This window comes from Thomasclavelia sp. (genome assembly GCF_047249845.1).
GTDB lineage: Bacteria > Bacillota_I > Bacilli_A > Erysipelotrichales > Coprobacillaceae > Thomasclavelia.
The window spans coordinates 1-26534 of sequence record NZ_JBKTWO010000010.1; the positions used below are offsets into that span (position 1 = coordinate 1).

The following is a 26534-nucleotide window of genomic DNA, read 5'->3' on the forward strand; positions in this document are numbered from 1 at the left end:
TTATTATATAAGTAAGTGTAGATGAATATAACTAACATCTACATCTATATAGTACAAAATTAGAATTAAAAAAATAAAGGATAAGTGAAATATGAATACAGAAATAAATATATTGATAGCTGCAGCAGATAAGGCAATAAAAGAAGAAAGATTTGATGATTTAATGGATTTTTATACTGATGATGCAGTATTGGTTGTAAAACCTGGTTTAGAGGCAAAAGGAAAAGAAGCAATCAAAGAAGCTTTTATTAAAATTGCTGCCTATTTTAAAAATAGTGTTGTTCCAACACAAGGAAAAATGTTAATGATTGAAGCAGGGGATACAGTATTAGTTTTATCTCAAACTTTATTAGATGCTGACAATAAAGAAACATCTGAATATAGTATGGATCGTAGAGCAACTTATGTATACCGAAAGATTGATGGTAAATGGCTTTGTGCTATTGATAATTCTTATGGAACGACATTACTTGATTAAACCATAACAGATTTAAAAGAACAGTAGTAATTTAAACAATTACTAGGCAATACCATTAGAGTATATCTTGATTTTAATATATTAGAATTTATAGAAATGATAATATTTTGTTTGAAGACTTTTTTAACGAACTTAAAAAATATGCAAGGAATACTTTGCATATTGAGACTATTATTATTGTAGGTTCTTATGCAAGAAGAGTAAACAAAGAAAATTCAGATTTAGATATATTGCTACTAAAGTTACTATAAATAAAAAACGGTATTTTGAAGATTTGAAACTGTAAAATCTTCGTTGTGTTAAGAAAAATAGCAGATTTGATAATTTTAGTTGGTAGAAGTTGTCCTTATTGAATAATATAATAAAACCACAAATAGATAAGGAGGAATTATAATGAATTTAGGAAATAGTTTATTTCAAGCAAGGAAGAAATGCGGGCTTTCGCAAGAAGATGTAGCTGAAAAGCTGGGGATTAGCAGACAAACTGTTTCAAAATGGGAAACGGATGAAACTGTCCCGGATATTCGTCAATCAAAGAAAATGGCAATACTTTATAATGTATCATTAGATGAATTAATTGATTTTGATATTGATATAAAGGAAATACAGGACACCATTGACAAAACTAACGAAGAAACAGAAGAAAAAATTAACTGGACAAATGCATGGGGGAAAAAATACCCTATTCTTCTTAGCTATCAGGAAAAAGTTAATATTTCGAATTATGCTTATAAAATCAATGTTATGTTGAATGAATTAAAGCAGGAATATCAGCTTAATGAACTAGATGCGATGTTAGTTCTTAAAGACATTTTGTATAATGTTTGGAAAAATCGCAAAAGTAAATCAAGCTGATAAACCCAGTTTATGAAAATGTTTAATTAGCGTACTAAAAAAGTGGTATTGGTTAATAACCCTAACACCACTTTTAATTATATCTGTAAACTTTTTTTGTATTTATCATAGATAATTTTTAATCCTTTAAATGTTAAATCAGGATCATAAATATCTATTAAATCAGTTTCATTATAAATTATTCGACCTAAACCACCAGTTGAAATAACGGTTAAATTTTGTCCATATTCTTTTTTTATTTCAGTAATAATATTTTCGGTTAAACCAACGTACCCATAAATTATACCAGCCTGCATACTAGTAACAGTATTTTTAGCGATAATAGATTTAGGTTTTTTTATTTCGATTTCTGGTAATTTTGCTGCTTGACTAGATAAAGCATTAATACTTATTCCAATTCCTGGAGCAGTTGCTCCACCAAGAAAATCACCATCTTCATTAACTACATCAAATGTAGTAGCAGTTCCAAAATCAATTACTAAACACGGACCACCATGAATATAATAAGCACCAGCAGCATCAACGAGCCGATCAGCACCTAATTCTTTAGGATTATCAATTTTTATTCTAATTCCCGTTTTAATTCCTGGTCCAATAATAATTGGCTCCCGATTAAAATATTTCTTAATAGAATTTGTGAAAGAATACATAATTTTAGGTACTACTGAGGCAATAATGATATCTTCAATTTCATCTACTAGAATATTTGAAGCGTTTAAGAAACTTAATAGCATAAATCCATATTCATCAGAAGTACGTTCTAATTTTGTCGTTAAACGATAATTATCAATTATTTGATTTTTATCAACTAAACCCATTGTAATATTTGTATTACCTATATCAATTACTATTAACATGTTTTTCCTCCTTAATTTTGATTAGTTCTTGCAAAATTAGATCACTTAAATCATTTTTTGTCATTAATTCAATTTGTTGGATTTTATCTTTTGTAATAAATGTTACTTTATTTGTATCATTTTTGAAACCAGCCCCAGGTTCCTTTAAATTATTAGCTACTAATAAATCACAATTCTTTTTAATAAATTTTTCTTTTGCATGATCAATAAGATTTTTTGTTTCCATAGCAAAACCACAGATAATTTGATTTGTCTTATGCTTACCTAAATATGCTAGAATATCATCATTTTTTATTAATTCTAATTGCAAAACATCACTTTTCTTTTTAATTTTATCCTGAGCAATTTCTTTAACACGATAATCACCAACTGCTGCAGCTTTAATTATATAATCCTGTTTTTTATATCTGATTTTAACTGCTTCAAACATTTCTGATGCTGATTTTATTTGGATAACTTTTATACCATAGGGGAGATCAAGATTAGTAGGACCAGTTATTAAAGTTACCTTTGCTCCTAATTCAAATGCTCTTTTAGCTAAGGCATAGCCCATTTTACCACTAGAATGATTAGTAATATATCTTACTGGATCAAGTGCTTCTTGAGTTGGTCCTGCGGTTATTAGGACCCGCTTATTTTTTAAAGGCTTATCACATAAACAATACTCAATCATCGCCATAATTTGATTCAAATTAGCTAGTTTTCCACGACCAGTATCACCACAAGCTAATAAACCATAGCCTGGTTCAACAAATTTTATACCATATGTTTTGCATCTTTCAATATTACGTTGGGTTGCTAAATTATCATACATATTAACATTCATAGCTGGCGCAATCAACTTTGGACAAGTAGCTGCAATAAATGTTGATGTCAAAACATCATCACAGATTCCATTTGCAATCTTACCAATAATATTGGCAGTTGCTGGTACAATAACAAAACAGTCAGCTTTTTTTGCATAGCTGATATGTTTTATTTTATAACCATCTTTATCAAAATCATCAATTAATACAGGCTTATTTATTAGAGATCCCAAAGTAAGAGGACTAATAAATTTAGTCGCATTATGTGTCATAATTACTTCAACATCATAGTTATTCTTTTTTAATGTTCTTATTAATTCACAAGCTTTATACGCAGCAATGCTGCCACTAACTCCTACAACTATCGTTTTCATTTTAACTTCCTTTCTTTGTAAGCACTAATAAAGGCTGACAGATAAGAATTGCGATAATAGTTCCAACAATCGCCTCTAGTATTCCACTACTAGTAACAATTCCAATTAAATAAGCCATTAGCACATTAAAATCCTGACCAATTGCTTGAGCGTAACTATGACCAAAAATCAAATAAATCCCACTTAATACTAAAATAGTGTTAGTTAAAGCTCCAGCTAGACTAGATATGATCATACCTAAATATCTATTCCAATTATATTTTAAAACCTGTTCAAAAATTAAACCTGCAATAAATCCAATCAGTACTCTAGGTAAAATTGCAATAACTGCACTTAAAATATTCCCACTAATAAATGGTGAAAAAACAAATGAAGTCACAGTAGGATTAATTGTATTATAGAACAAACTACTTAAACCAAAAACAAGTCCAATAAGGCTACCGCCTTTTTTACCTAAAATAATTCCAGCAATAATTACTGGAATATGTAACGTTGTTGCACGCAATGGACCAATTGGGATATACCCTAAAAAAGGAATAAACACCAGTAACATTTCAATTGCAATAAACATTGCATACAAAACAAGATCTTTAGTTTTTTTATTTTTCATTTTTTCCTCCACTACCGTTCACTATGATACGGTGTATATAATATCTCCGTCATTAAATAATTAGATAGTTAATGCTTTGTCATTACTAAATATTTATTTAATAACAAGGCCATTATAGTACGATATAACTGATTTTTCAATCATTAAGATAATGCAATTTAGCCTTTATAATGGTAAAATACTATTCAAGGAGGTTTTGTGATGAAAAAAATAGCAGTGTTATTTCATGATGGTTTTGAGGAATTAGAAGCATTATCAGTAGTAGACGTAATGCGCCGAGCAAAAATTGAATGTACAATGATTGGGATGGACAAACTAGAAGTCGTTAGTTCTCATCAAATAAAAATAACAATGGATCGTATATTTGATGACACGATTGAAACATATGATGCTATTGTTATTCCTGGTGGATTACCTGGCGCTACTAATTTAAGAGATGATCCAAAAGTAATTAAGATCGTACAAAAATTTAATAAAGCTAACAAAATTATTGGTGCAATTTGTGCTGGACCAATCGTATTAGAAAAAGCAGGAGTTATTGAAGGAAAAACAGTTACTTGTTTTCCAGGAATCGATGCTCAATTAAACAGTGCTAATTACCAAGAAGCTCTAGTTTTAAAAGATAACAACATCATAACAGGAAAAGGACCTGCAGCCGCATTAGCTTTTGCTTATGCACTATTAGATGCTCTTGAAGGTAATAGTGAAGAAATTAAAGATAGTATGCAGTATAAATACTTAGAAAAAAATATCTTGTAACAAAAAATTGTTACAAGATATTTTTCATTATGGCATGAATTCAATCGGAGATAAACCAACCTCAGGTGTTTATCACTAAGTATAGTGAATTACAAGCCGTTATTAGTGATAATATAGGTGAGAGAAGAAGTATAGAGATTCTTTCGAGCGTACAAACAGAAACTTGATTAGACAAAATGGTGGATGAAAGTGCCAATCACGTTCTAATATAATTACTTTTACAAAAGTAAACCAAATTGTGAAAGATTGGATTAATAACTATCATGTAGGTCAAATGAAACAGTTGACCGATGAATTTAAACAATGACTACGCCACAAGAATCTCCAATTATTAAATAAGAAATTTTCTTATAAGATCACTGATGAGCAAATTAAGTTGAGAGTAAACCTATCATTTTGATTCTTTTTAATTACCTTCTATTTAAAGCATAATATATGAATAGTTACTGTTAAGTAATTTATTTAAAATATTTTTCAATTTTATTTAAAGAAATAAGTACTGTAAAAGTAAAAAATAATTCCACAATACTATTAATCGAACCAAACATAATAATAAGCATTCCCAGCATCAAAATTAAACTACGATATATTGTAGTCATTTTTTTATAAAAATCTAAGTCAACTAAAATGATTCTATTTATTAAGATTTGAATAATTATTAATAATGATAAAGCGCCTAAAGAAGATAGTATTATATGTAAAGTAGAAATTATATTTTCATAAATAGGGTCATATGGCAAATATGACCCTATTAACATACTTAAAAAACTAAAACATATCAATAACTGATTAAAAAAGGTTATATAGGTAATATTTTTTAACAGTTTATATATTTTATATAGTAAAAAACAAGACATGATCGTAACCCAAATAAGATAATGAATTCGTAGATCTTTTTGATATGATAAGAAGGTAAAATTATTATATGTCCAAGAAGTCTTTAATGATAATAAAAAAGTATAAATAAGCATTAAGTAGTACATTTTTTAACCTCCGTTGAGGTTATTTTAATAAAATCCTAAAAGAATGTAAATAATAAAAGAAAAATCACTTTTTTTAATGTAGAAAATAATAAGGAGGAAATTAAAATGGAAGTTAAATTAAAAAGTATTCATGCTAATGTAATTAATGATAAAGAAAACTATGTACCTAAAAATGTAAAAGCACGCATTGAGGTAGGTTATAGTCATAGTCAGAAAGGAAACTTAGTACTTAACTATCAGATTAAAGTAGGTGAAGGGGAAAAACATTTTTTTGTGGTTAAGTGTGTATTTGAGATAGAAAGTTATGATCATGATAAAAAAGAAAAATTAATTCTTGACCAGGCTGTTGATATGTTACAGGAACGGATAGAAATTATATTAGGCTTGATTACTGAAGAAATGGGATTTAATTTACAAGGTTGATGAATTTTATCAACCTTGTAACAAACTTAGATAATTATCATATTTTATAGTAGAGGTGGAATATGTTAGTCTATATTAATGGTACTGATAATCGTTGCAAATATTTAGCTAAGCTAATGGTTAAAAATGGTTATCAGATAGAAAATGATAGCAGGTTTATATCATCTTGTCAGATTATATATCTAGGAAAAGATGGTAAAGGTTTTGAACAAGTAGATTTTGCTTGTGATTCAACTGTATTAACTTTATTAAAGAATCAGCGTTTATGTTATTTAAGTAAATTAAAAGGATTTAAATATGATTATTTATATCATGATGAACAATTTGTTAATGAAAACACTTATATTTGTGATGAAGCTTTAATTGCATACATGATAATTGATAATAATATTAGTTTGTCAAATTCAAATATCTTGATTTTAGGTTATGGACATTGTGGAAAAGATCTTGCTAGTAAGTTGGAACGTTTTAATGCAAAAATTACCGTATCAAATCGCAATGATCATTATCATGAAGAAGTAGTCGCTAGAGGATATCGTTATATCCGCTTAAATGAATTAACTTTAGAAGGTTATGATTTTATTATAAATACGATTCCAAGTAATATCATTACAGATAAAATGTTATCTACAAAAGATGAAAAGTGTCAGATTTATGATGTAGCATCTAAACCTTATGGTTTAGAAAATAGTAAAAGAGATACTAATTATCATTTATTAAAACAATTACCAACTAAATATGCTTATCAAAGTAGTGCCTTTGCTTTATATAAGGCAATTAAACGGGCAGTTGATATAAATGTTAAAAAATAAAAAAATTGGGATTGGAATTACAGGATCTTTTTGTTCTTTAAAAAAATCAATGGTCGTTATTAAAGAATTAGTTAAACAAGAATGTGATTTGTATATTTTTGTCAGTGAAAAAATATTAACTTGTGATACTCGTTTTGATCAGGCTGATGAATTGATTGCAGAAATAGAAAAAATAGTCAAACGTAAAGTTATTAGTGATGTCGTAAATGCTGAAATTTTTGGTCCTAAAATACCATTAGATTTAATGTTAGTTATGCCATGTAGTGGAAATACACTTGCAAAACTAGCATATGGAATCAATGATAACGCTGTAACAATGGCATGTAAATCGACATTAAGAAATGAGCATAATGTAGTTCTAGCAATTGCAACAAATGATGCTTTAAGTAATTCAGGAAAAAATATTATGCAAATTTTAAATACAAAACATTTTTATTTAGTGCCAATGTACCAAGATGATCATATAAAAAAACCTAATAGTATGTTGTTTGATGAAAACCTGGTTATTCAAACGTTGATTAGTTCACTAAATAATAAACAGATTCAGCCAGTGTTTGAAGGGATTAAAGATGTATAAAGTACTAAAGTTTGGTGGTACATCCTTACGTGATAAAGATTCAATAAACGCAGTATGTAAAATCATAAAAAAAAATTCAAATTATAAACTAATCGTAGTTGTTAGTGCAATGGGGCGCTATCCAGAGCCCTATGCAACCGACACATTAAAAGAACTAATTTCTTGGCAGTTATCATATGATGAATATAGTCGAATTGTTAGCTGTGGTGAAACTATCAGCAGTGTGGTTTTATCAAGTGAGTTAAGAAAAAGAGATATTAAAGCAATTTCTCTTTCTAGCTTGCAGGCTGGTTTAAAAATCAGAGGTAATCGATTAGTAGATTTTGATAAGAAAAAAATAATTGAATATTTTAAGAGATATGATGTAATTATCATTCCTGGATTTCAAGGAATTGATAAATATAAAAATGTACGAATATTACAACAAGGGGACAGCGATTATAGTGCTGTTTATATTGCTAAAAGAATGAATTTAGATGAAGTATATATTTACAGTGATGTTTGTGGAATCTATACTGGAGATCCAAAATATATCAATGATGCTCGTTTGATCAAACATGTGGGATATCGCCAGGCTCTTGATTTAGCTAAGCATAAAGCTCGAATAATCTGCTATAAGGCATTACTTGAAGGTTATCACAAAGATGGTTTCAAGATCAACTTAAGATCTATTTATAATGATAGTATTGGTACTTTAATTAATCATGATGATACAAAAATCAAAACGATGTCAATTGATTTTAATTATTGGTTAATACGTTTCGATGAAGAGATAGCAAAAAAGGATGTTAATTATTTATTTGATAAATATGAAAATGATTATCTTGTTTTAGAAGAAAACCTGCATAAATTAAAAACTAAATATACAAAAATTGATGCTTATACAAAAGTACATTTTGTTGGATGTGAACTTGAAAATGATGATATTTATCGGAATTTTTTAGAAAAATTTGCCCTTACTTCAAACAAAGAAATTGACAGTTATTATGTTAAAGTCAAGATGCAAAAACAGGATATTAATTTATTGCATGATTTGATTGTTAGAAGTGATTAGAAATGAAAATTTTTACTAATTTAATCACACCTTTTAAAGAAGACGGAATTATCGATTATCAAGCTGTAGATGTTTTAATTAAACGTTTAGCATTTCAAAAAAATCATTGTTTTATTATTGGGAGTTTTACTGGTGAAGGGATGTTTTTAAATCCGATTGAACTTAAACATTTAATTAGATATATCTGTTATCATTATGATTTAGAGATATATGTCTATATTTTGCAAGAAAGTACTAAAAAAGCAATTGAACAAATTAATGAATTAAATGATATTAAAGGATTAACTGGGTATATTGTTAAAGTACCTAGTATGGTTAGATATTCAAATGCTAGTATTTATAAACACATTGATTTAATTTCAGTAGTTACTGACAAAAAAATTATCATTGATTTTTATCACCGAAATATTTTAGAGACTGAAGATATTAAAATTTTATTACAAAAGCATTTAAATATCTGCGGATTAATAACGGAACAAGATCTTGATACTTCATTAACAGCTAAAAAATACATTCATGATAAAAATGTTTTAAAAATCCATCATAACTATGATGGGATTATTAGTGATTTAAGCAATATTGATTATCAGTCAGTTAGTCTATTAAATGATAGTGAAGTAAATAGTGATTATTTTAATTTATTAGTTAAATATTTTTATCGTGATAATATATCTAGCAGCTTAAAATATATTTTATCTAAAAAAGGTTATATTAACTACAGGCTACGTTTACCATTGGTCAAGATAGATGATAAATTAGAGATACAATTAAATAAATTAATGGAGAAATATTAATTTATTTCTCCATTAATATTACTTTTTAAAGATAATAAATTGATTAATATATAATGGCTAAAACTTAATTATATTGCTCATACTATGATTAAAGTTGTATACATTATAAAAAGAAATATTAATTTATTTCTCTTTTTGTTCAATTTTTGTTACAATGTTTTTAGAAAGTATTAGCCAACCATACTTTGATGTGTTAATATATTAAAGATTGTTTTTATACATACTATAAATAATAAATTGGAGGAAAAAATGAGAAAAGATGTTGTGAAAATTTTACCACTTGGCGGACAGGCTGAGATGGGTAAAAGTATGTACTGCATTGAAATAAAAGAACAGATTTTTATTTTAGATGCAGGATTTAGATTTCCAGAAATAAGTAAATTAGGAGTTGATATAATTATTCCTAGTTTTGATTACTTAAAAGAAAATGCCAGACGAGTCGTAGCAATAATTATTACCCATGGACATGATGATGTAATGGCTGCATTGCCGTATTTATTAGAGGCTGTAAATGCACCAATCTATGCTCCAGCATTAACTGCTGATTTAATTGATCAAATGATGAAAAGGCATAAAAAACATAATAATTTTAAAGTGAATTATCAACTGGTAAGAGTTAAACGAAATGATTCGATCGATATTGCTGGTGTTCCTGTTGAATTTTTCCCAGTTACCCATTCAATACCTGGAAGTATTGGAGTAGCTTTGTGGACAAGAGATGGCTATATTGTATATAGTGGTGAATTCATTGTTGATTTTGGAGCTCCAGAAGGATTTAGATGTGATATTCAAAAAATGATGGAAATCGGAAAAAAAGGTGTTTTAGCATTATTATGTGAATCTTCGTATTCTAAAAATTCAGGATATACATCACCAAAGCATAAATTGACAGAAAAAATTGATAATATATTCGAGGACAGTGAAGGGCGAATCATTATTTCATCATATGCCCAAAATATTTTTAGAACAAAGGAAATTGTAGAATTAACAAAAAAATATAAGCGAAAAATTGTTTTTTATGGTCGTGATAAATATGATAGTACTAACAGTATCGTAAGAATCGGTCAACGTTTGAAAAAAGCTGTAATTCAAGTTCCTAAAGAATTAATTGCTTTTTCAACTGATATTGGAAAAAAATCAGTTGATAATAATTTAGTAGTTTTATTAAGTGGAACACCTCAACGGATTTATCATGATATTAGTGATATTATTGATGGTGGTGATGAGTATTTAAAACTTAATGAAAATGATACTTTTATTGTTGCTTCACCAGTAATTCCAGGAACTGAAAAAATTGCCAATAAAGCTATTAATGAGCTATATAAAACTGATTCAAAGATTCATGTTTTAAAAAATAAAGAATTATATTCAATGCATGCATCTCAAGAAGATATTAAAGTTATAATTCAAATTTTTAATCCAACTTATTTTGTCCCGATCAAGGGAGAGTATCAACACTTTATTTCTAATATGGATGTAGCTAAAAATATGGATATTCCTTCAGAGAATATTGCTATTATTGATAATGGTGAATTTTTAACTTTTAAAAATGGAAAGCTAGAAGATTATCGTGATACAATTGAAGTTGAAGATGTAATGATTGATGGAATTGGAGTTGGCGATGTTGGTGATAAAGTCATTGATGATCGAATTCAATTATCAAATGATGGTGTAGTTATTATTGGAATAACAATTGATAGTAAAACTCATGAAATTATTGCAAATACTGATGTTCAATCTCGTGGTTTTGTTTATTTAAGGGATTCTGAACATATAATTAAAGGAATAATTGATATTGCTGAAAAGTGTACTGAACAAATGAAAAGTGATCCAACCTTAGAAGCTGTTGAAGTACGTCAGGAAATTAAGGATAAAGCTAGTAAATTTATTAGTAAAGAAACTGGAAAACGACCAGTTATTTTGCCGATAATTATCGAAGTTTAAGCAAGTTTAAGCTTGCTTTTTCTTTTGATATCTTAATTTGTTATGATATAATAATTGAGTTAGAGTAGGGAGTGTTAATCATGGCTAAAACAAGTCGGTCAAAAAAATCAAAACAAGAGCAGCTAAGTGAAGATTTAAAAGTTAGAATTATCGCTGCTACTGGTTTGTTCCTAATTATTGTAGCGGCAATGAAACTAGGTCCAATAGGAGAGCAGTTGAATTTTTTATGTACATACATACTTGGTAATTTTGTAGGAATTGGATATATTGCTTTGATTATAATTAGCATTTATGTAGTTTACTATGCTAAATTACCACGATTTAATGGTCCCAATGCAATTGGCCTATACTTATTAACAGGAGCTATACTAATTTTCATGTCATCATTAAGTGATGACAATATTACGGGAATGAAAGTAATCAACCAATATGTTGCTACTGCTCCATGCAATCGCGGTGGTTTTATTGGTGCGATTTTATATGGGATGTTTAGTGCTCTGTTTGATAAAACAGGAGCTATTATAGCTGCCGGATTTATTCTTCTTATCAGTATGACTTTACTAGGAAGTAAATTTTATGTAGATCATCATAAAAAAGTAAAAACCGGATCTAAAAAAGGTTCAAAAAAGAAGAAAAAGGAAAAACAACAAAATACTAGTAAATTTATTGATTTCTTTACTAAAAAAAGAGATATTGCTTTTTTTCCAGATGATATATTTGAAATGGATGAAGAAAAACCTGAAAAGAAAACATCAGCTAGAATCCATACTGCTCATTTAGAAGAAGATGATACCCTTTCTTCAGCTTTAGAGTTTGATGAAAAATCAATGACCCTTGAAATAAAAGACAAAGAACCCAAAATACACGAAAATGATAATTTAAAACCAAAACAAAAAATAAATAAAAATTATCGTTTACCAGCTTTATCACTATTGAAAAATCCTGTTTCCAAAAAATCAGGCGATAATAAAGGAAATGCATTAGAAAAAGCTGAAGCATTAACTAATGTTCTTCATGAATTTGGAGTCAATGCCTCAATTAGTGATATTTTTATTGGACCTTCTGTGACTAAATATGAATTAAAACTGGAAACAGGAACAAGGGTTAATAAAATCATGCAATTACAAGATGATATAAAATTAGCTTTAGCAGCAAAAGATATCCGCATAGAAGCACCAATTCCTGGTAAACCTGCTGTTGGGGTTGAAATTCCTAACAGTGTTGCTACAATGGTTACATTTAAAGAGGTTATTAAAGATATTCCTAAAGAATTACAAACAAATAAACTGTTAGTACCATTAGGTAAAGATGTTAGCGGGAAAACTATATATGCGGAATTAAACAAAATGCCACATTTATTGATTGCAGGAGCAACTGGAAGTGGGAAATCAGTGTGCGTAAATACTATTATTTGTAGTATTTTAATGCGTGCTAGACCAGATGAAGTTAAATTTATCTTAGTTGATCCTAAAAAAGTTGAACTTACTAATTACAATGGTATTCCTCATTTATTAGCTCCAGTAGTAACTGATCCTAAAAAAGCTGCTGCTGTTTTACAAGAAGTTGTAGCAGAAATGGAACGTCGTTATGATTTATTTGCAGGGGCTAATGTTAGAAATATTGAAGGATATAACAATTATGTACATAAAAAAAATGGTGATTTACCATTAGATGAACAGCTTGAAGTTTTGCCATTTCACATCATTATTTTAGATGAAGTTGCTGATTTGATGATGGTTGCTAGTAAACAAGTAGAAGATTGTATTATGAGAATTGCTCAAATGGCAAGAGCAGCAGGAATTCATTTGATCGTTGCAACTCAAAGACCTTCTACAGATATTATTACTGGGGTTATTAAAGCTAACATTCCTTCAAGAATTGCTTTTGCTGTTTCTTCAGGAATTGATTCCAGAACGATTTTAGACACATCTGGAGCTGAAAAATTACTTGGTAAAGGCGATATGTTATTTTCTCCAATGGGCTCAAGTTCACCAATTAGGGTCCAAGGAGCTTTTGTATCTGATGAAGAAGTTAGTGCGATTTCTCACCACACTGCTAATCAGCAAGAAGCTAATTATGATGAAAAATATATAAATGTTAAATTAAATACGACCTCGTCTAATGCAGCATCAAAGGAAGAAGAGGAAGATGAAGAATATGAAATGTGTCGCAGTTTTGTAATCAATGCCCAAAAAGCTAGTACTTCATTACTACAAAGACAGTTTAGAATTGGATATAATAAAGCTGCTCGTATAATTGACCAATTAGAAGCTGATGGAGTGATTGGTCCCCAAATCGGTTCCAAACCTCGAGAGGTATATATACGTGGTTATCAAGAAGAAGATATCGAATAGATATCTTCTTTTTAAATTGTATATTTAAAGAGATAAATGGATATAATTTTGATAAATGATTAATCTTAGTTTACAAGGAGGAAAATTTAAGATGAAAAAATTATTAATAGTGCTTCTTATTTTTTCGTTTTTATTAGTAGGATGTGGTAATAATAGTGAAGAATTTGAAATTGCACTAGTTACTGATGCTGGTGATATAAATGATAAATCGTTCAATCAATCAGCTTGGCAAGCAGTTGAAAAGTTTGGTAAAGATAAGAATGTCACATATAAATATTATAAGCCAGCTAGTTTTGATGATGCGGGTTATAAAGCACAAATTGATGAAGCGGTTTTAAATGGGGCAAAAGTAATCGTTTGCCCAGGTTTTAAATTTTGTAATGCAATTGGTGAATTGCAAGATGAATATGATGAAGTTAAATTTATTTTAATCGATGCTACACCTACAATTCCAGATGAAAAAGATAGTACAAAATCTAAAGAAGTCAAACCAACAGATAATGTTTACTGCGCTTTATACAATGAAGTACAAGCGGGATATCTAGCTGGCTATGCTGCAGTAAAAGGTGGTTTTACTAAACTTGGATTCATGGGTGGAATTGCTTTGCCAGCTGTAATTAATTATGGATATGGATATCTTCAAGGTGCAAATGACGCTGCAATACAATCAGATGTCATGGTTGATATGATGTATACTTATACTGGAACTTTTAGTGAAGATCCGGCAGTTAAAACTAAAGCAGCTAAATGGTATGATAGTGGATTAGAAGTTATTTTTTCTTGTGGAGGAGGAATTTGTAATTCTATCTTTCCTGCTGCTAAAGAGGCAGAAAAGTTTGCGATAGGAGTAGATAGTAATCAAAATGATGATAGTACTGGGGTAGTAATCACATCAGCTTTAAAAGATGTTAATAAAACAGTCTATGATAAATTAGTTGATTACAAAAATGATAAATTTAAGGGTGGAATTGAAACTCTTGATGCAACAGGTGGATATATTGGACTACCAAAAGATTTTGAGCGTCTAGGTAATTTTAATGAAGATGCATATAATGAAATTTTTACTAAAGTAGCTAATGGCAGTGTAAAAATCAAAACAAGAACAGAAGTTGATAATGATAATAAAGATAATGGAAACCCAACCAAGTTAAAGCTTTCCAATGTTAATATTACATATGATAAATAAAAGCGGGGTTACTCGCTTTTTATTTATAAAAAACAGAAAAATAAAAGGAGTAGATTTATGGAATATGTAATAGAGATGTTAAATATTACTAAAGAATTTCCAGGAATCAAAGCAAATGACAATATAACTTTACAGTTAAAAAAAGGTGAGATTCATGCTTTATTAGGAGAAAATGGAGCTGGTAAATCCACTTTGATGTCTATTTTATTTGGCTTATATCAGCCTGATTCAGGATGTATTAAAATAAACAATCAATTAGTAAAAATCAATAATCCTAATGATGCTAATCGATTCAAGATTGGAATGGTCCACCAGCATTTTAAATTAGTAGAAACTTTTAGCGTACTTGAAAATATTATTTTAGGAACTGAAGAGAGTAAAAATGGATTTTTAATCAAAGAAAATGCTCGTAAACAAGTTATAACTCTATCAAAACAGTATAATTTAAATATTGATCCAGATGCTATAATTAAAGATATTACAGTTGGAATGCAACAAAGAGTTGAGATTTTAAAAATGTTATTTCGAGATAATGAAATACTGATTTTTGATGAACCTACCGCTGTATTAACACCTCAAGAAATTGATGAACTTTTAAAGATTATGAAAAGTTTAGTGAAGGAAGGTAAGTCAATTATCTTTATTACTCATAAGTTAAATGAAATTAAAATAGTAGCTGATAGATGTACTGTTATTCGTAAAGGAAAATATATTAATACTGTTAATGTCCAAGAAGTTTCTAAAGAACAATTATCACAAATGATGGTTGGTCGTGATGTCAATTTTGTTGTCGAAAAAGAAATCTGTGCGCCCGGTGATATAGTATTAAAAGTAGAAAATCTTAATTATTCAAAAAAAGGTGTCAGCAAGAAGATTTTATCAAATATCAATTTTGAAGTTAAACGTAATGAAATCGTTTGTTTAGCAGGAATAGAAGGAAATGGACAAAGTGAATTAATATACGCTATTACTGGAATGTTAAATGGATATAAAGGTAAAATTATTTTAAATAATAAAGATATTACAACTAGTTCAATACGGCAAAGAAATTTAGAAGGCATAGCACATATCCCTGAAGATCGTCACAAACATGGTTTAGTTCTTGATTATAATTTAGCAGAAAATATGATTTTAAAAAATTATTTTACCAAAGATAATCAAAAATGGGGTTTCTTGAACTTTGATCATATATACAAGCAAGCACAGATTTTGATAAAAAACTATGATGTTCGTTCAGGACAAGGAGTATATTCAAAAGCTCGCGGATTATCTGGGGGTAATCAACAAAAAGCTATTATTGCTCGTGAAATTAATAGTAATTGCGATATATTAATAGCTGTCCAGCCAACTCGAGGTTTAGATGTCGGGGCTATTGAATTTATTCATAAACAACTCATTCAATATCGTAATCATGGACATGCTATTTTATTAGTAAGCTTAGAGATAGATGAAGTTATGAATATCAGTGATCGCATTTTAGTAATGTATGAAGGGCAAATAGTTGGTGATCTTGATCCTAAAAAAACTAATGTTGAAGAATTAGGATTATATATGTCAGGTTCTAAGCGAGGTGTAAATGATGAAAGATAAAGAATGGTATAAAGCATTTATATCATCATTGATTGCTATTGGTTGTGGTTTGATTTTTGGATTATTAATTATGTTTTTAGTTGTTCCTAATCAAGCTTTGGAAGGTTTTTCTATCTTATTAAGAGGGGGATTTTATCGAGGAATAAGAAGCGTTGGGGAAGTATTATATTTATCAGTTCCTATTATGATGACAGGTCTTTCGGTTGCTTTTGCGTTTAAATGCGGTTTATTTAATATTGGAACTCCAGGACAATACATAATTGGTGCTTTTGTTTCAATGTTTGTAGCTTTTAATCTAACTTTTATTCCAGATTCAATTCGTTGGTTTTTTGCAATTTTTGCAGGAGGAATAGCTGGATCCTTATGGGCTAGTGTACCAGGAATCCTCAAAGCATATTGTAATGTAAATGAAGTAATTTCAGGAATTATGATGAATTATATTGGGATGTTAATAGTAATTGAAGGGGTTAAACAATATATGTATAATTCTACAGGAGCTGAATCATATACGATTTCTAAAAGTTTAGCTATTCCTAATTTAGGGTTGGATAGAATCTTTAGAGGTTCTAGTATTAATATTGGAACATTTATTGCAATTGGTATATGCATAATTGCCTATATTATAATGAACAAAACAACATATGGTTATGAGTTAAAAGCTACCGGGTATAATTCTAACGCAAGTAAATATGCTGGGATGAACGAAAAGAAAAGTGTAATTTTAGCAATGGTGATAGCTGGTTTTTTTGCAGGTTTAGGTGGTGCTTTAGTGTATTTAGCAGGAACTGGTAGAACAATTAGTACTGCAGAAGTATTGGCAGCTGAAGGATTTAATGGAATTTCAGTAGCGTTATTAGGTTTTAATAATCCTTTAGGTGTAATTTTTGCAGCTTTATTTATTGCTTATATTAATTTAGGAGGAAATTATGTTCAAGCAGTTCATATTGCCGTTGAAATCATTGATATAATTGTTGCTGCAATTATCTATTTTAGTTCTTTTACTTTATTTATTCGTTTGTTTTTAGAAAAAAAACGACGCTATAAACAAGGAGGAGAAAAATAATGGATTTATTTTATTTTTTATTTAGACAAAGCCTAATGTTTTCTATTCCTTTGCTGATTGTAGCATTAGGAGGATTATTTAGTGAGCGTTCTGGTATTATTAATATTGCTTTAGAAGGAATTATGATTTTTGGAGCTTTTTTTGGGATTTTATTTATGTTTATAGCACAAAATAATGATTGGATACAGGGACAATTATTATTTTATATATCACTGATAGTTTCTGGAATCGTTGGCGGACTGTTTGCTTTATTACATGCTTTTGCAGCAGTTAATATGAAAGCCGATCAAACTATTTCAGGAACTGCTTTAAACTTATTTGCACCAGCATTAGGAATCTTTATAGCTAAAACAATATTTGGTGGTGTTAAAAGTATTCCTTTTACAAATGAATTTTTAATTAAAGAAATTCCATTTTTATCAAATATTCCAATAATAGGAGAAATGTTTTTTAAAGATTTTTATGTATCCACTTTTATTGGAATCATTATTCTAATTCTTACATATGTTTTTTTATATAAAACTAAAACTGGTTTAAGAATTAGAACTTGTGGTGAAAACCCACATGCAGCAGATGCAGCTGGAATCAATGTTTATAAAATGCGCTATTTAGGAGTTGTTTTATCAGGTGTTTTAGCTGGAATAGGTGGATTGGTCTATGTTATTCCTATTACAAGTGAATATTCAAGTACAGTAGCAGGGTATGGCTTTTTAGCGTTAGCAGTTTTGATATTTGGAAACTGGAATCCTTGGCGAATCGCACTTTCAGCAATTTTCTTTGCTTTTGCTAAAACTTTAGCGGTAACATATGCTTCAATTCCTTTTTTATTAAACTCAGGAATCCCAGGAATCATTTTTAGAATTTTTCCTTATCTTGCAACATTGATATTATTAGCATTTACATCTAAGAATTCTGCCGCTCCAAAAGCAGCAGGTGAACCATTTGATAAATCAAAACGATAAAATCAAAGTTTTATTATACTTTGATTTTTATTTTAATAAATCCTTGTTTTAATTTTATTTTCTGTTTTTTAGTGTATAATATATACATTAGATTTATAAAAGGAGTGTCATATGAAAAAAAGTTATCAGTTATCGGGATATACATTACATGTAATTCCAAGCAAAAAGTTTAAAAATATAACGATGTCATTAAAATTAGAAAATAGATTAACCAAAGAAAATGTAACTAAAAGATCATTATTAGCATTCATGTTAACTGGAGGGACTGAAAAATATCCCTCTACTCAAGCCTTATCTAGTCATCTAGAAGATTTATATGGAATGAACTTTGGAACTAATTTAGCAACAAAAGGACTAGGTCAAGTATTAAATATTTCAAGTGTGTGTATAAATGAAGCTTTTTTACCGTATCAAGAAGATCTATTAAAACAGCAAATCAAATTATTTAATGATGTTCTTTATCATCCTAATATTCAAAATGGTAAATTTGATGAGCAAACTTTTAATATAAAGAAAAAGGAATTAAGAGAACGATTAATTGTACAAAATGATGATAAATTTATGTATGGTTTAAATCAGTTATTTAAAAATATGGGTGAGGGGGGATTTTTATCAATTAGTAATAATGGATATATTGAAGAATTAGATAAAATTACTAATGAAGAATTATATCAATATTTATTACAATCAATTGAAGAAGATGTAAAGAATTTATATGTTGTTGGTGATGTTGATGAAAGTATTGTTGATGTATTTAAAGAAAATTTAAGTTTTTCAACAAATCCAACATTAATTCCAGTCGTAACCAATTTTAATTCCACTAAAACAGAAGTACTTGAGGTAATTGAAAAACAAGAGATTACTCAATCTAAATTAAATTTAGGATATGTAGTAGATTGTAATTTCTTAGATGAAATGACTTATGCAATGACTGTTTTTAATGCGATTTTTGGTGGCTTTTCACAATCTAGATTATTTAAAGTTGTTAGAGAAAAACACAGTCTTTGTTATTATATATCGTCTAGTTATGGTGCATTTAGTGGGATCATGACAGTTAATGCAGGAATTGAAGGTAGTGATTATCAAAAAGCAAAGCAATTAATTGATGAAGAATTAAAGAATATTCAAAATGGTGATTTTAGTGATGATGAAATAAATTTAGCTAAATTAATGTTAAAAAGTTCACTTACTAAAACTAAAGATGAACCAATGAGTTTGATCACATTAGCTTATAATCGTGATCTGACAGGCAAACAAGAATCTAATGAAGAATATCTTGATAAGATATTAAAAGTTACTAGGGAAGAAATAATCGCAGCAAGTAAAAAGGTACATTTAGATACTATCTTCTTGCTTACAGGGAGTGATAAATAATGGAAAAATTATATTTTGAAACATTAAAAGAAACTTTGTATCATGAAACAATGGATAATGGTTTAGAAGTATTCTTACTTCCAAAACCGGGTTTTGAAAAAACTTATGGTTTATTTACAACAAAATTTGGTGCTATTGATACAACTTTTGTCCCAATTAATCAAGATGAGATGATCAAGGTTGAAGATGGAATCGCTCATTTTCTTGAGCATAAAATGTTTGATATGAATGGTAGTGATGCTTCAGATGAATTTGCCAAACTTGGTGCAAGCACAAATGCTTTTACTTCATCAAGTCGTACTGCTTATTTATTTAGTACTACTACAAATGAATATCCATGTATTGAATTATTACTAGATTTTGTTCAAAAACTAGAAATTACAACTGATAGTGTTGAAAAAGAAAAAGGTATTATTGGTCAAGAAATTAAAATGTATGATGATGATCCAGATTGGCGAGTTTATTTTGGTTCAATTCAAAATTTATACAATAATCATCCTGTAGCTGTTGATATTGCAGGAACTGTAGAAACCGTAAACAATACCACTAAAGATATGTTAGAACTTTGTTATAATACTTTCTATCATCCTAGTAATATGATGCTTTTTGTAGTTGGAAATATTGAGGCTGATAAAGCAATTTCTGTTATTAAGGAAAACCAGGCTAAAAAAGATTTTAAAATGGCTAAAAAAATTGTTTGTCAAAAAAATATTGAACCTTGTAATATTAAGACTAAAGAAGAAATCTTAACAATGGATGTAGAAATGAATAAAATCATTGTTTCAATTAAAATAAATGAAATTTTAAATGATCCCAAGTTAAAAATAAGACGAGAATTAGCAATAAACCTATTATTTGATTTATTATTTTCAAAAAGTGCTAAGCTATATAATGAATGGCTTAATAAAGGAATAATAAATGATTCTTTTAGCGCTAACTTTACTCAAGAACGTGATTATGCTTTTATTCAAATTGGCTGTGATTGTGATGATTATCAAACTTTGAAAGAGCATTTATATGATTTAATCAGGAATTTTGGTGATATAGAAATATCTAAAGATGATTTTGAAAGAATCAAAAAGAAAAATATTGGTTTATTTATTAATCTGTTTAATGGTCCAGAGAGTATAGCTAATTTATTTAGCCGCTATTATTTTGAAGGTACTAATGCATTGAATTTGGTTGATGAAATTGCTGAAATTACCCTTGATGATATTTATGAAATGTTTAAATATTTTGACTTAGAATATACAAGTACATGTATAGTTAAGAAAAAGTAAAATTATGTCAAATAACAAACATGAATAATTGTTGACACTTGCCATGCTTGTGTTATAATAATTTTGGTTAGAGAGTAAATAAATTTCCACATCATAGATAAGGGAACCTGATCTAAATCACGGTGTTGAAAACCTATCATAGAATAGGGATCCTAAAGTGAATTTAAAGGTACCCACCTGTAATTAACAGGGAAATATCTAAAGCTCTCTACCTTTTTTTATGTAAGGAGAATAATAAAATGAGTAGTATAGATCCTAAATTGATTACAAGAATCAACGAATTAGCAAAAAAGAAAAAAGATGGTACAATTACAGCTTTAGAATTAAAAGAACAAGAAAAATTACGTCAAGAATATTTAAAAGCATTTAGAAGTGGTTTTAAACAGCAATTGATGGGAATTAAAGTAGTTGATGCTAAAGGAAATGACATAACTCCTCAAAAATTAAGAGATGAAAAATCAAAAAATTAAAGATATTTATAGAAACTTATTCAAATTTAGACATTTTTGTGTATAATAAGGATAAGTTTTTTATGTGCAAAAGGAGAATTAGAAATAAATGGAAACGTCGACTTTATCAATCGCAGCTATACGTGCATTAGGTATCGATACTATTAATAAAGCCAATTCTGGACATCCAGGTATGGTTTTAGGTTCAGCACCAGCTGTCTACACACTATTTACTAAAGAAATGAATTTTTACCATAAGCAGTCAAAATGGTTTAATCGAGATCGTTTTGTTTTAGCTTCTGGACATGCTTCAGCTTTGTTATATACAATGCTGCACCTGTCAGGTTATCAAATTTCAATGGATGACTTAAAAAACTTCAGACAGTGGAATTCAATAACCCCAGGTCATCCAGAGTGTAATCTTACTGATGGAGTAGACGCTTCATCTGGTCCACTTGGCCAAGGAATTCCTATGGCTGCCGGAATGGCATTAGCAGAAAAATTCTTAGCTACTAAATATAACCGTGAAGGTTATGAAATTGTAGATCATTATACATTTGCTTTATGTGGTGATGGAGATATGCAAGAGGGTGTGACTTATGAAGCAGCATCACTAGCTGGACATCTTTCACTTGGAAAGCTGATTGTTTTATATGATGCTAATCAAGTTACTCTTGATGGACCTTTGTCAATGTCATTTAGTGAAGATGTAAAAAAACGCTATGAAGCAATTGGTTGGCAAGTAATCAATGTTAAGGATGGTAATGATATTAACGAAATTCAAAAAGCTATTCGTAAAGGAAAAAAAGAATTATATAAACCAACTTTAATTATTGTTAATACTGTAATTGGTTATGGTTCTAGTAATCAAGGTACAAATAAAGTTCATGGTAATCCATTAGGTAAAGAAGATGGAAAAAATGCTAAATTATCTTATGGTTTTGATCATGAAGAATTTTATGTACCAAAAGAAGTCTATGATGATTTCACCAATACATGTATTAAAAGGGGTAAAAATCGTTTTAATAAATGGAATCGTTTATTCAAAGAATATGAAAATGAATATCCTGAATTAGCTAAAGAACTGCAAAGAGCTATTAATGGTGAATACTCTTTAGATATTGAAGAAATCACTAAAAAATATACACCTGGATTTAGTGATGCTACTAGAAATACTTCTCTTCAGCTAATTCAAGAAGCAGCTAAACAAAACCCTACGTTTATGTCTGGAACAGCTGATTTAGCTTGTTCAACAAAAACAGATATTGCTGGTGAAAATTCATTTAGTGTTGAAAATTATGATGGGCGTAATTTAGTTTTTGGAATCCGTGAATTTGCAATGGTTGCAATGATGAATGGTATCACTTTACATACTGGAATAAAAGTATCATCAGGAGGATTCTTAGTATTCTCTGACTATTTTAAAGCAGCTTTAAGAATGGCTTGTTTAATGGAATTACCTATTATTATTCCACTTTCACATGATTCAATCGCAGTAGGTGAAGACGGTCCAACTCATCAACCAGTCGAACAGTTAGCGATGCTTCGCTCAATTCCAAACGTTCAGGTTTTAAGACCTGCTGATGCTATTGAAACTGCTGCCTCTTGGAAGATTGCAATGGAGTCAAGCAAAAATCCAACTGCAATTATTCTAACAAGACAAAACGTCAATACTATGGAACATACTTCGTATGAAGGCGTATGTAAAGGTGCTTACATTATTGGTAAAGAAGTTAATAAGCTTGATGCGATCATTATTGCTTCAGGTAGTGAAGTTAATTTAGCAATGGAAGCCAAAACAGTTTTATTAAATGAAAATATTGATGTTCGTGTAGTTTCTATGCCATCAATGGAATTATTCGAAAAACAAGATGATTCATATAAAGAAACAATTCTTCCTAAAAAGACTAGAGCACGTTTAGCAATTGAAATGGCTAGTGATTTCGGTTGGCATAAATATGTAGGTCTAGATGGTAAAACGATGTCAGTAAATACATTTGGAGCCAGTGCACCAGCTAATGTCGTAATTGAAAATTATGGATTTACAGTTGATAATGTTGTGAAAAATATCAAAGAGATTTTATAAGTGATGAAAAAATTCATCACTTTTTATTTGTTTTTAAACATAATATGACAATTTCTATCATTTAATCTTGATAAGATGATAGGGGTGATAAAAATGAATACATATAAAATATACAAAATAAATCCAAATGTTGAAGATTTATTAGAACAATATCCAGAAATCAAAGAAAAAATAATTGAATTAGAACCTAAAAATGTCTTTTTCACTAAACAAATGGAATGTCTTTTTAATAATAACGATGGTGTTAGTGATTTCATTGAATACAAACTAAATGAACGCTATGATTATTCACGAGAACGAAACACTCATATTATAAACAATCAGCTAACAAAAGAAAAAATCACATGCTCTGTTTTTGACTACTACATAATTATTGAAGCAACCAAAAAATCCAATATATTCTTAGATATTTTATATCAAATTTCTAAAAGTTATGTTATAATGAGTGAGCAAGTAAAAAAATTGGAGGTATAACTATGGTCTTAAATATAATTATTGGTGTAATTATTGGGGCAATTATCGGTTTCTTTGGAGCTCGTTATATGTTTAAAAAACAACTACGTAAAAATCCACCAATCAATGAAAAAATGATTCGTGCAATGTATATGGAAATGGGTCGCAAACCTAGCGAGACACAAATTAGAAAAATTATGGCATCAGTTATGTCACAATACAAATAAGGGGAGACCCTTATTTTTACTTTATGAAAATATTTATTACTAGACATTCAAAAACATTGTGGAATCAAGAAAAGAAACTTCAAGGATGGAAAGATTCACCATTAACAAAAGAGGGAATTAATGATGCTTTATTATTAAAAAAGAGAATTAGAGATATATCAATCGATTATTGTTATAGCAGCCCAATTAATCGTGCTAAACAAACAAGCGAAATATTATTTGATCATGTTATTTTGGATGATCGTTTAAAAGAAATGAATTTTGGAACATATGAGGGTAAGAATATAAGTGAATTATTAAAAGATAAACAATATGATGCTTTATGGAACCAGCCTGATGATAATATAAGATTACCTGAGGGTGAATCATATGCAGAAGTCCAAAAAAGATTATTAAACTTTATTAATGAAATATACCAAAAAAATAGCGATAAAACTATTTTTGTTACTATACATGGCATGTTGTTTATTATTTTACATGGTTTGATGTTAGAATATAAAACAAGTGATTTAGTTAAAATCAATCAACATGTTATTCGTGGTTGTTCTCTAAGCGAAGTTGAATATGATGGTGAAAAGTTTAATATCAAATATATTGGAGATGACTCTCATTTGGAAAATGATGAAATTATCAGCTATAAATAAAGAGGTGAGATTATGTATGAATTAGTTCAAGTTGGAAAGAAAAGTTATTACATTCAAAGTCCAGCTAAAATTGGTGTATATCTAGCTAATAATAATGAAGTTTATCTAATTGACAGTGGCAATGATAAAGATGCTGGACGTAAAGTTAAGAAAATATTAGAACAAAATAACTGGCATTTAAAAGCTATTCTTAATACACATTCAAATGCAGATCATATTGGTGGTAATCATTATCTTCAGCAATATTATAATTGTAAGATTTTTGCTCACGGAATTGAATCATGTTTTAGTAGGTATCCAATTTTGGAACCAGCTTTTTTATATGGAGGGTATCCATTTAAAGACTTAAAACATAAATTTTTAATGGCTCAATCAAGTGAAATTAGTGATTTTAATGATCCTGATTTTCCAAATGAAATAGAAGTAATTTTGCTGCCAGGACATTTTTTTGATATGGTTGGTTTTCGTTTACCTGATGATACAGTGTTTCTTGGCGATTGTCTTAGCAGTGAAGCAACTTTAAATAAATATCAGCTTTCCTTTATTTATGATGTAGAAAATTATATTAAAACACTTGATAAAGTAGCAAAAATGCAAGCAAAAATATTTGTTCTATCACATGCTGATGCCTCAACAAATATCACTCAACTTATAAGTATAAATAAAAAGAAAGTCTTTGAAATAACTAATCAAATTTTAGAATTATGTCAAACACCAATAACATTTGAAATTTTATTACAAAAAATTTTTGATATTTATCAACTTATCATGTCATATGAGCAATATGTATTAATTGGAAGTACTGTGCGTTCTTATTTATCTTGGCTAAAGGATACTGGAAAAATCAGTACTTACATAAAAAATAATACATTACTATGGAAAAGTGATGTAAATAAAATAGTCATATCAATTTGATATGACTATTTTATTTACATCCAGCTTATTTTGCTTTCAGTTCCCTGTTTAACTCGTTTTAAATTCTCACGATGACGGTAAACTAATAATAAGATTATTCCTGCAGTAGCTAATTTACCAATTAATGATATATTTAAAAATGGTGTGGCGACTAAAACAGATAAAGAAGCTAATACCGATGATAGAGATACATATTTACTAATCTTCAATACTATAAAGAAAACTACTAATGCAAGTATAGCTCCTAAAGGATTCACTGCCATAAAATAACCAATAGCGGTTGAAACAGCTTTTCCACCTTTGAAATTAGCAAAAATCGGATAACAGTGCCCAATTACACAGAACAAAGCACATATGTAAGGTATATCTTCATTTAATGATAATAGTGAACAAAGATATCTGGTTAAAAACATTACTAACAATGCTTTTGAAGCATCAAGTACAATAACTAATACACCAGCTTTTTTTCCTAAAACTCTCCCTGTATTAGTTCCCCCTAAATTTCCTGATCCATAGTTTCTAACATCTGTTTTATAAAAAAGCCGCCCAATTACCAATGCAAAAGGTATTGACCCATAAAGATATGCAAGAATTATTAAAATTACTGAAATCATATTTATCACCT

General features: G+C 28.9%; 28 protein-coding genes and 1 other RNA gene. 24 read left to right on the forward strand and 5 right to left on the reverse strand.

The window, feature by feature from the left end; genetic code table 11:
- Nucleotides 1–91 precede the first annotated feature (91 nt).
- The 3 genes from ACLR9T_RS03950 (at nucleotide 92) to ACLR9T_RS03960 (ending at nucleotide 1333) form a co-directional block, all read left to right on the forward strand.
- Complete coding sequence (locus tag ACLR9T_RS03950; protein ID WP_413108235.1) at nucleotides 92–478, forward strand: YybH family protein; 387 nt, start codon at nucleotides 92–94, stop codon at nucleotides 476–478.
- 107 nt (nucleotides 479–585) lie between these two features.
- On the forward strand, nucleotides 586–729 hold the full coding sequence (locus ACLR9T_RS03955) for a nucleotidyltransferase domain-containing protein (RefSeq protein WP_413108236.1): 144 nt from the start codon (nucleotides 586–588) through the stop codon (nucleotides 727–729).
- Between the two features lie 142 nt (nucleotides 730–871).
- Complete coding sequence (locus tag ACLR9T_RS03960; protein WP_413108237.1) at nucleotides 872–1333, forward strand: helix-turn-helix transcriptional regulator; 462 nt, start codon at nucleotides 872–874, stop codon at nucleotides 1331–1333.
- Nucleotides 1334–1410: 77 nt separating this feature from the next.
- Here ACLR9T_RS03960 and ACLR9T_RS03965 read toward each other — a convergent pair whose 3' ends face one another.
- From ACLR9T_RS03965 to ACLR9T_RS03975, 3 genes are read right to left on the reverse strand one after another with little or no spacing between them, the layout of a single operon-like run.
- Entirely contained in the window at nucleotides 1411–2190 is a 780-nt protein-coding gene (locus tag ACLR9T_RS03965; protein WP_413108238.1) for a type III pantothenate kinase, read from the reverse strand.
- The gene (gene coaBC, locus ACLR9T_RS03970; RefSeq protein WP_413108239.1) at nucleotides 2174–3370 is read right to left on the reverse strand and encodes a bifunctional phosphopantothenoylcysteine decarboxylase/phosphopantothenate--cysteine ligase CoaBC; all 1197 of its coding nucleotides are present in this window, start codon (nucleotides 3368–3370) and stop codon (nucleotides 2174–2176) included. Before coaBC ends, ACLR9T_RS03965 begins: the two co-directional genes overlap by 17 nt.
- 1 nt (nucleotide 3371) lies before the next feature.
- Nucleotides 3372–3980, reverse strand: coding sequence for an ECF transporter S component (locus ACLR9T_RS03975; protein ID WP_413108240.1), 609 nt, complete (start codon nucleotides 3978–3980; stop codon nucleotides 3372–3374).
- Between the two features lie 201 nt (nucleotides 3981–4181).
- Here ACLR9T_RS03975 and ACLR9T_RS03980 point away from each other — a divergent pair, with 201 nt between their 5' ends.
- Nucleotides 4182–4739, forward strand: a complete 558-nt coding sequence (locus ACLR9T_RS03980) for a DJ-1 family glyoxalase III (protein WP_413108241.1) — start codon at nucleotides 4182–4184, stop codon at nucleotides 4737–4739.
- 458 nt (nucleotides 4740–5197) lie between these two features.
- Here ACLR9T_RS03980 and ACLR9T_RS03985 read toward each other — a convergent pair whose 3' ends face one another.
- Nucleotides 5198–5722, reverse strand: coding sequence for a hypothetical protein (locus tag ACLR9T_RS03985; protein ID WP_413108242.1), 525 nt, complete (start codon nucleotides 5720–5722; stop codon nucleotides 5198–5200).
- A 105-nt stretch (nucleotides 5723–5827) separates the two neighbouring features.
- Here ACLR9T_RS03985 and ACLR9T_RS03990 point away from each other — a divergent pair, with 105 nt between their 5' ends.
- From ACLR9T_RS03990 to ACLR9T_RS04085, 20 genes are all read left to right on the forward strand, one after another.
- Nucleotides 5828–6145 carry a hypothetical protein gene (locus ACLR9T_RS03990; protein ID WP_413108243.1) on the forward strand — a complete coding sequence of 106 codons (318 nt, stop codon included), beginning with the start codon at nucleotides 5828–5830 and terminating at the stop codon, nucleotides 6143–6145.
- A gap of 62 nt (nucleotides 6146–6207) precedes the next feature.
- Nucleotides 6208–6957: an NAD(P)-dependent oxidoreductase gene (locus ACLR9T_RS03995; RefSeq protein ID WP_413108244.1), complete on the forward strand. Its 750-nt coding sequence runs from the start codon at nucleotides 6208–6210 to the stop codon at nucleotides 6955–6957.
- Complete coding sequence (locus tag ACLR9T_RS04000) at nucleotides 6944–7534, forward strand: dipicolinate synthase subunit B (protein ID WP_413108245.1); 591 nt, start codon at nucleotides 6944–6946, stop codon at nucleotides 7532–7534. Before ACLR9T_RS03995 ends, ACLR9T_RS04000 begins: the two co-directional genes overlap by 14 nt.
- Entirely contained in the window at nucleotides 7527–8588 is a 1062-nt protein-coding gene (locus ACLR9T_RS04005) for an aspartate kinase (protein ID WP_413108246.1), read from the forward strand. The genes ACLR9T_RS04000 and ACLR9T_RS04005 overlap by 8 nt, the downstream gene beginning before the upstream one ends.
- 2 nt (nucleotides 8589–8590) lie before the next feature.
- Nucleotides 8591–9382 carry a dihydrodipicolinate synthase family protein gene (locus ACLR9T_RS04010; protein ID WP_413108247.1) on the forward strand — a complete coding sequence of 264 codons (792 nt, stop codon included), beginning with the start codon at nucleotides 8591–8593 and terminating at the stop codon, nucleotides 9380–9382.
- A 249-nt stretch (nucleotides 9383–9631) separates the two neighbouring features.
- Nucleotides 9632–11326: a ribonuclease J gene (locus ACLR9T_RS04015; protein WP_413108248.1), complete on the forward strand. Its 1695-nt coding sequence runs from the start codon at nucleotides 9632–9634 to the stop codon at nucleotides 11324–11326.
- An 80-nt stretch (nucleotides 11327–11406) separates the two neighbouring features.
- Nucleotides 11407–13680 carry a DNA translocase FtsK gene (locus tag ACLR9T_RS04020; RefSeq protein WP_413108249.1) on the forward strand — a complete coding sequence of 758 codons (2274 nt, stop codon included), beginning with the start codon at nucleotides 11407–11409 and terminating at the stop codon, nucleotides 13678–13680.
- Nucleotides 13681–13771: 91 nt separating this feature from the next.
- Nucleotides 13772–14866, forward strand: a complete 1095-nt coding sequence (locus ACLR9T_RS04025; protein WP_413108250.1) for a BMP family lipoprotein — start codon at nucleotides 13772–13774, stop codon at nucleotides 14864–14866.
- 57 nt (nucleotides 14867–14923) lie between these two features.
- Nucleotides 14924–16456, forward strand: coding sequence for an ABC transporter ATP-binding protein (locus ACLR9T_RS04030; RefSeq protein WP_413108251.1), 1533 nt, complete (start codon nucleotides 14924–14926; stop codon nucleotides 16454–16456).
- The gene (locus ACLR9T_RS04035; RefSeq protein ID WP_413108252.1) at nucleotides 16446–17519 is read left to right on the forward strand and encodes an ABC transporter permease; all 1074 of its coding nucleotides are present in this window, start codon (nucleotides 16446–16448) and stop codon (nucleotides 17517–17519) included. Before ACLR9T_RS04030 ends, ACLR9T_RS04035 begins: the two co-directional genes overlap by 11 nt.
- Nucleotides 17519–18481, forward strand: a complete 963-nt coding sequence (locus ACLR9T_RS04040; protein WP_413108253.1) for an ABC transporter permease — start codon at nucleotides 17519–17521, stop codon at nucleotides 18479–18481. The genes ACLR9T_RS04035 and ACLR9T_RS04040 overlap by 1 nt, the downstream gene beginning before the upstream one ends.
- Nucleotides 18482–18592: 111 nt before the next feature.
- Entirely contained in the window at nucleotides 18593–19855 is a 1263-nt protein-coding gene (gene yfmF, locus ACLR9T_RS04045; RefSeq protein WP_413108254.1) for an EF-P 5-aminopentanol modification-associated protein YfmF, read from the forward strand.
- Complete coding sequence (yfmH, locus tag ACLR9T_RS04050; RefSeq protein WP_413108255.1) at nucleotides 19855–21135, forward strand: EF-P 5-aminopentanol modification-associated protein YfmH; 1281 nt, start codon at nucleotides 19855–19857, stop codon at nucleotides 21133–21135. Before yfmF ends, yfmH begins: the two co-directional genes overlap by 1 nt.
- 58 nt (nucleotides 21136–21193) lie before the next feature.
- A non-coding RNA gene (gene ssrS / locus ACLR9T_RS04055) (6S RNA) lies at nucleotides 21194–21352 on the forward strand.
- A 22-nt stretch (nucleotides 21353–21374) separates the two neighbouring features.
- Nucleotides 21375–21605 (forward strand): DUF896 domain-containing protein, encoded by a 231-nt coding sequence (locus tag ACLR9T_RS04060; RefSeq protein WP_413108256.1) that lies wholly within the window; start codon nucleotides 21375–21377, stop codon nucleotides 21603–21605.
- Between the two features lie 88 nt (nucleotides 21606–21693).
- Nucleotides 21694–23670, forward strand: a complete 1977-nt coding sequence (gene tkt, locus ACLR9T_RS04065) for a transketolase (RefSeq protein ID WP_413108257.1) — start codon at nucleotides 21694–21696, stop codon at nucleotides 23668–23670.
- Nucleotides 23671–23763: 93 nt separating this feature from the next.
- Complete coding sequence (locus ACLR9T_RS04070; RefSeq protein WP_413108258.1) at nucleotides 23764–24144, forward strand: DUF2522 domain-containing protein; 381 nt, start codon at nucleotides 23764–23766, stop codon at nucleotides 24142–24144.
- 2 nt (nucleotides 24145–24146) lie between these two features.
- Nucleotides 24147–24350 (forward strand): YneF family protein, encoded by a 204-nt coding sequence (locus ACLR9T_RS04075; protein ID WP_092351236.1) that lies wholly within the window; start codon nucleotides 24147–24149, stop codon nucleotides 24348–24350.
- A gap of 23 nt (nucleotides 24351–24373) precedes the next feature.
- Nucleotides 24374–24994 (forward strand): histidine phosphatase family protein, encoded by a 621-nt coding sequence (locus ACLR9T_RS04080; protein WP_413108259.1) that lies wholly within the window; start codon nucleotides 24374–24376, stop codon nucleotides 24992–24994.
- Between the two features lie 12 nt (nucleotides 24995–25006).
- Nucleotides 25007–25909, forward strand: a complete 903-nt coding sequence (locus ACLR9T_RS04085) for an MBL fold metallo-hydrolase (RefSeq protein WP_413108260.1) — start codon at nucleotides 25007–25009, stop codon at nucleotides 25907–25909.
- 14 nt (nucleotides 25910–25923) lie between these two features.
- Here ACLR9T_RS04085 and plsY read toward each other — a convergent pair whose 3' ends face one another.
- The gene (plsY, locus tag ACLR9T_RS04090; protein ID WP_413108261.1) at nucleotides 25924–26523 is read right to left on the reverse strand and encodes a glycerol-3-phosphate 1-O-acyltransferase PlsY; all 600 of its coding nucleotides are present in this window, start codon (nucleotides 26521–26523) and stop codon (nucleotides 25924–25926) included.
- Between the last annotated feature and the right edge of the window lie 11 nt (nucleotides 26524–26534).

Bases quoted from the DNA above. Each gene is read 5' to 3' on its own strand.
- ACLR9T_RS04085 (WP_413108260.1), top strand. From the start codon at position 25,007: ATGTATGAATTAGTTCAAGTTGGAAAGAAAAGTTATTACATTCAAAGT.
- ACLR9T_RS04075 (WP_092351236.1), top strand. From the start codon at position 24,147: ATGGTCTTAAATATAATTATTGGTGTAATTATTGGGGCAATTATCGGT.
- ACLR9T_RS03985 (WP_413108242.1), bottom strand. From the start codon at position 5,722: ATGTACTACTTAATGCTTATTTATACTTTTTTATTATCATTAAAGACT.
- ACLR9T_RS04010 (WP_413108247.1), top strand. From the start codon at position 8,591: ATGAAAATTTTTACTAATTTAATCACACCTTTTAAAGAAGACGGAATT.
- yfmF (WP_413108254.1), top strand. From the start codon at position 18,593: ATGAAAAAAAGTTATCAGTTATCGGGATATACATTACATGTAATTCCA.
- coaBC (WP_413108239.1), bottom strand. From the start codon at position 3,370: ATGAAAACGATAGTTGTAGGAGTTAGTGGCAGCATTGCTGCGTATAAA.
- ACLR9T_RS03990 (WP_413108243.1), top strand. From the start codon at position 5,828: ATGGAAGTTAAATTAAAAAGTATTCATGCTAATGTAATTAATGATAAA.
- ACLR9T_RS04005 (WP_413108246.1), top strand. From the start codon at position 7,527: ATGTATAAAGTACTAAAGTTTGGTGGTACATCCTTACGTGATAAAGAT.
- yfmH (WP_413108255.1), top strand. From the start codon at position 19,855: ATGGAAAAATTATATTTTGAAACATTAAAAGAAACTTTGTATCATGAA.
- ACLR9T_RS03995 (WP_413108244.1), top strand. From the start codon at position 6,208: ATGTTAGTCTATATTAATGGTACTGATAATCGTTGCAAATATTTAGCT.
- ACLR9T_RS03975 (WP_413108240.1), bottom strand. From the start codon at position 3,980: ATGAAAAATAAAAAAACTAAAGATCTTGTTTTGTATGCAATGTTTATT.
- plsY (WP_413108261.1), bottom strand. From the start codon at position 26,523: ATGATTTCAGTAATTTTAATAATTCTTGCATATCTTTATGGGTCAATA.
- ACLR9T_RS04040 (WP_413108253.1), top strand. From the start codon at position 17,519: ATGGATTTATTTTATTTTTTATTTAGACAAAGCCTAATGTTTTCTATT.
- ACLR9T_RS03965 (WP_413108238.1), bottom strand. From the start codon at position 2,190: ATGTTAATAGTAATTGATATAGGTAATACAAATATTACAATGGGTTTA.
- ACLR9T_RS03980 (WP_413108241.1), top strand. From the start codon at position 4,182: ATGAAAAAAATAGCAGTGTTATTTCATGATGGTTTTGAGGAATTAGAA.
- ACLR9T_RS04060 (WP_413108256.1), top strand. From the start codon at position 21,375: ATGAGTAGTATAGATCCTAAATTGATTACAAGAATCAACGAATTAGCA.
- ACLR9T_RS04015 (WP_413108248.1), top strand. From the start codon at position 9,632: ATGAGAAAAGATGTTGTGAAAATTTTACCACTTGGCGGACAGGCTGAG.
- ACLR9T_RS04020 (WP_413108249.1), top strand. From the start codon at position 11,407: ATGGCTAAAACAAGTCGGTCAAAAAAATCAAAACAAGAGCAGCTAAGT.
- ACLR9T_RS03950 (WP_413108235.1), top strand. From the start codon at position 92: ATGAATACAGAAATAAATATATTGATAGCTGCAGCAGATAAGGCAATA.
- ACLR9T_RS04025 (WP_413108250.1), top strand. From the start codon at position 13,772: ATGAAAAAATTATTAATAGTGCTTCTTATTTTTTCGTTTTTATTAGTA.
- ACLR9T_RS04070 (WP_413108258.1), top strand. From the start codon at position 23,764: ATGAATACATATAAAATATACAAAATAAATCCAAATGTTGAAGATTTA.
- ACLR9T_RS04000 (WP_413108245.1), top strand. From the start codon at position 6,944: ATGTTAAAAAATAAAAAAATTGGGATTGGAATTACAGGATCTTTTTGT.
- ACLR9T_RS04080 (WP_413108259.1), top strand. From the start codon at position 24,374: ATGAAAATATTTATTACTAGACATTCAAAAACATTGTGGAATCAAGAA.
- tkt (WP_413108257.1), top strand. From the start codon at position 21,694: ATGGAAACGTCGACTTTATCAATCGCAGCTATACGTGCATTAGGTATC.
- ACLR9T_RS04035 (WP_413108252.1), top strand. From the start codon at position 16,446: ATGAAAGATAAAGAATGGTATAAAGCATTTATATCATCATTGATTGCT.
- ACLR9T_RS04030 (WP_413108251.1), top strand. From the start codon at position 14,924: ATGGAATATGTAATAGAGATGTTAAATATTACTAAAGAATTTCCAGGA.
- ACLR9T_RS03960 (WP_413108237.1), top strand. From the start codon at position 872: ATGAATTTAGGAAATAGTTTATTTCAAGCAAGGAAGAAATGCGGGCTT.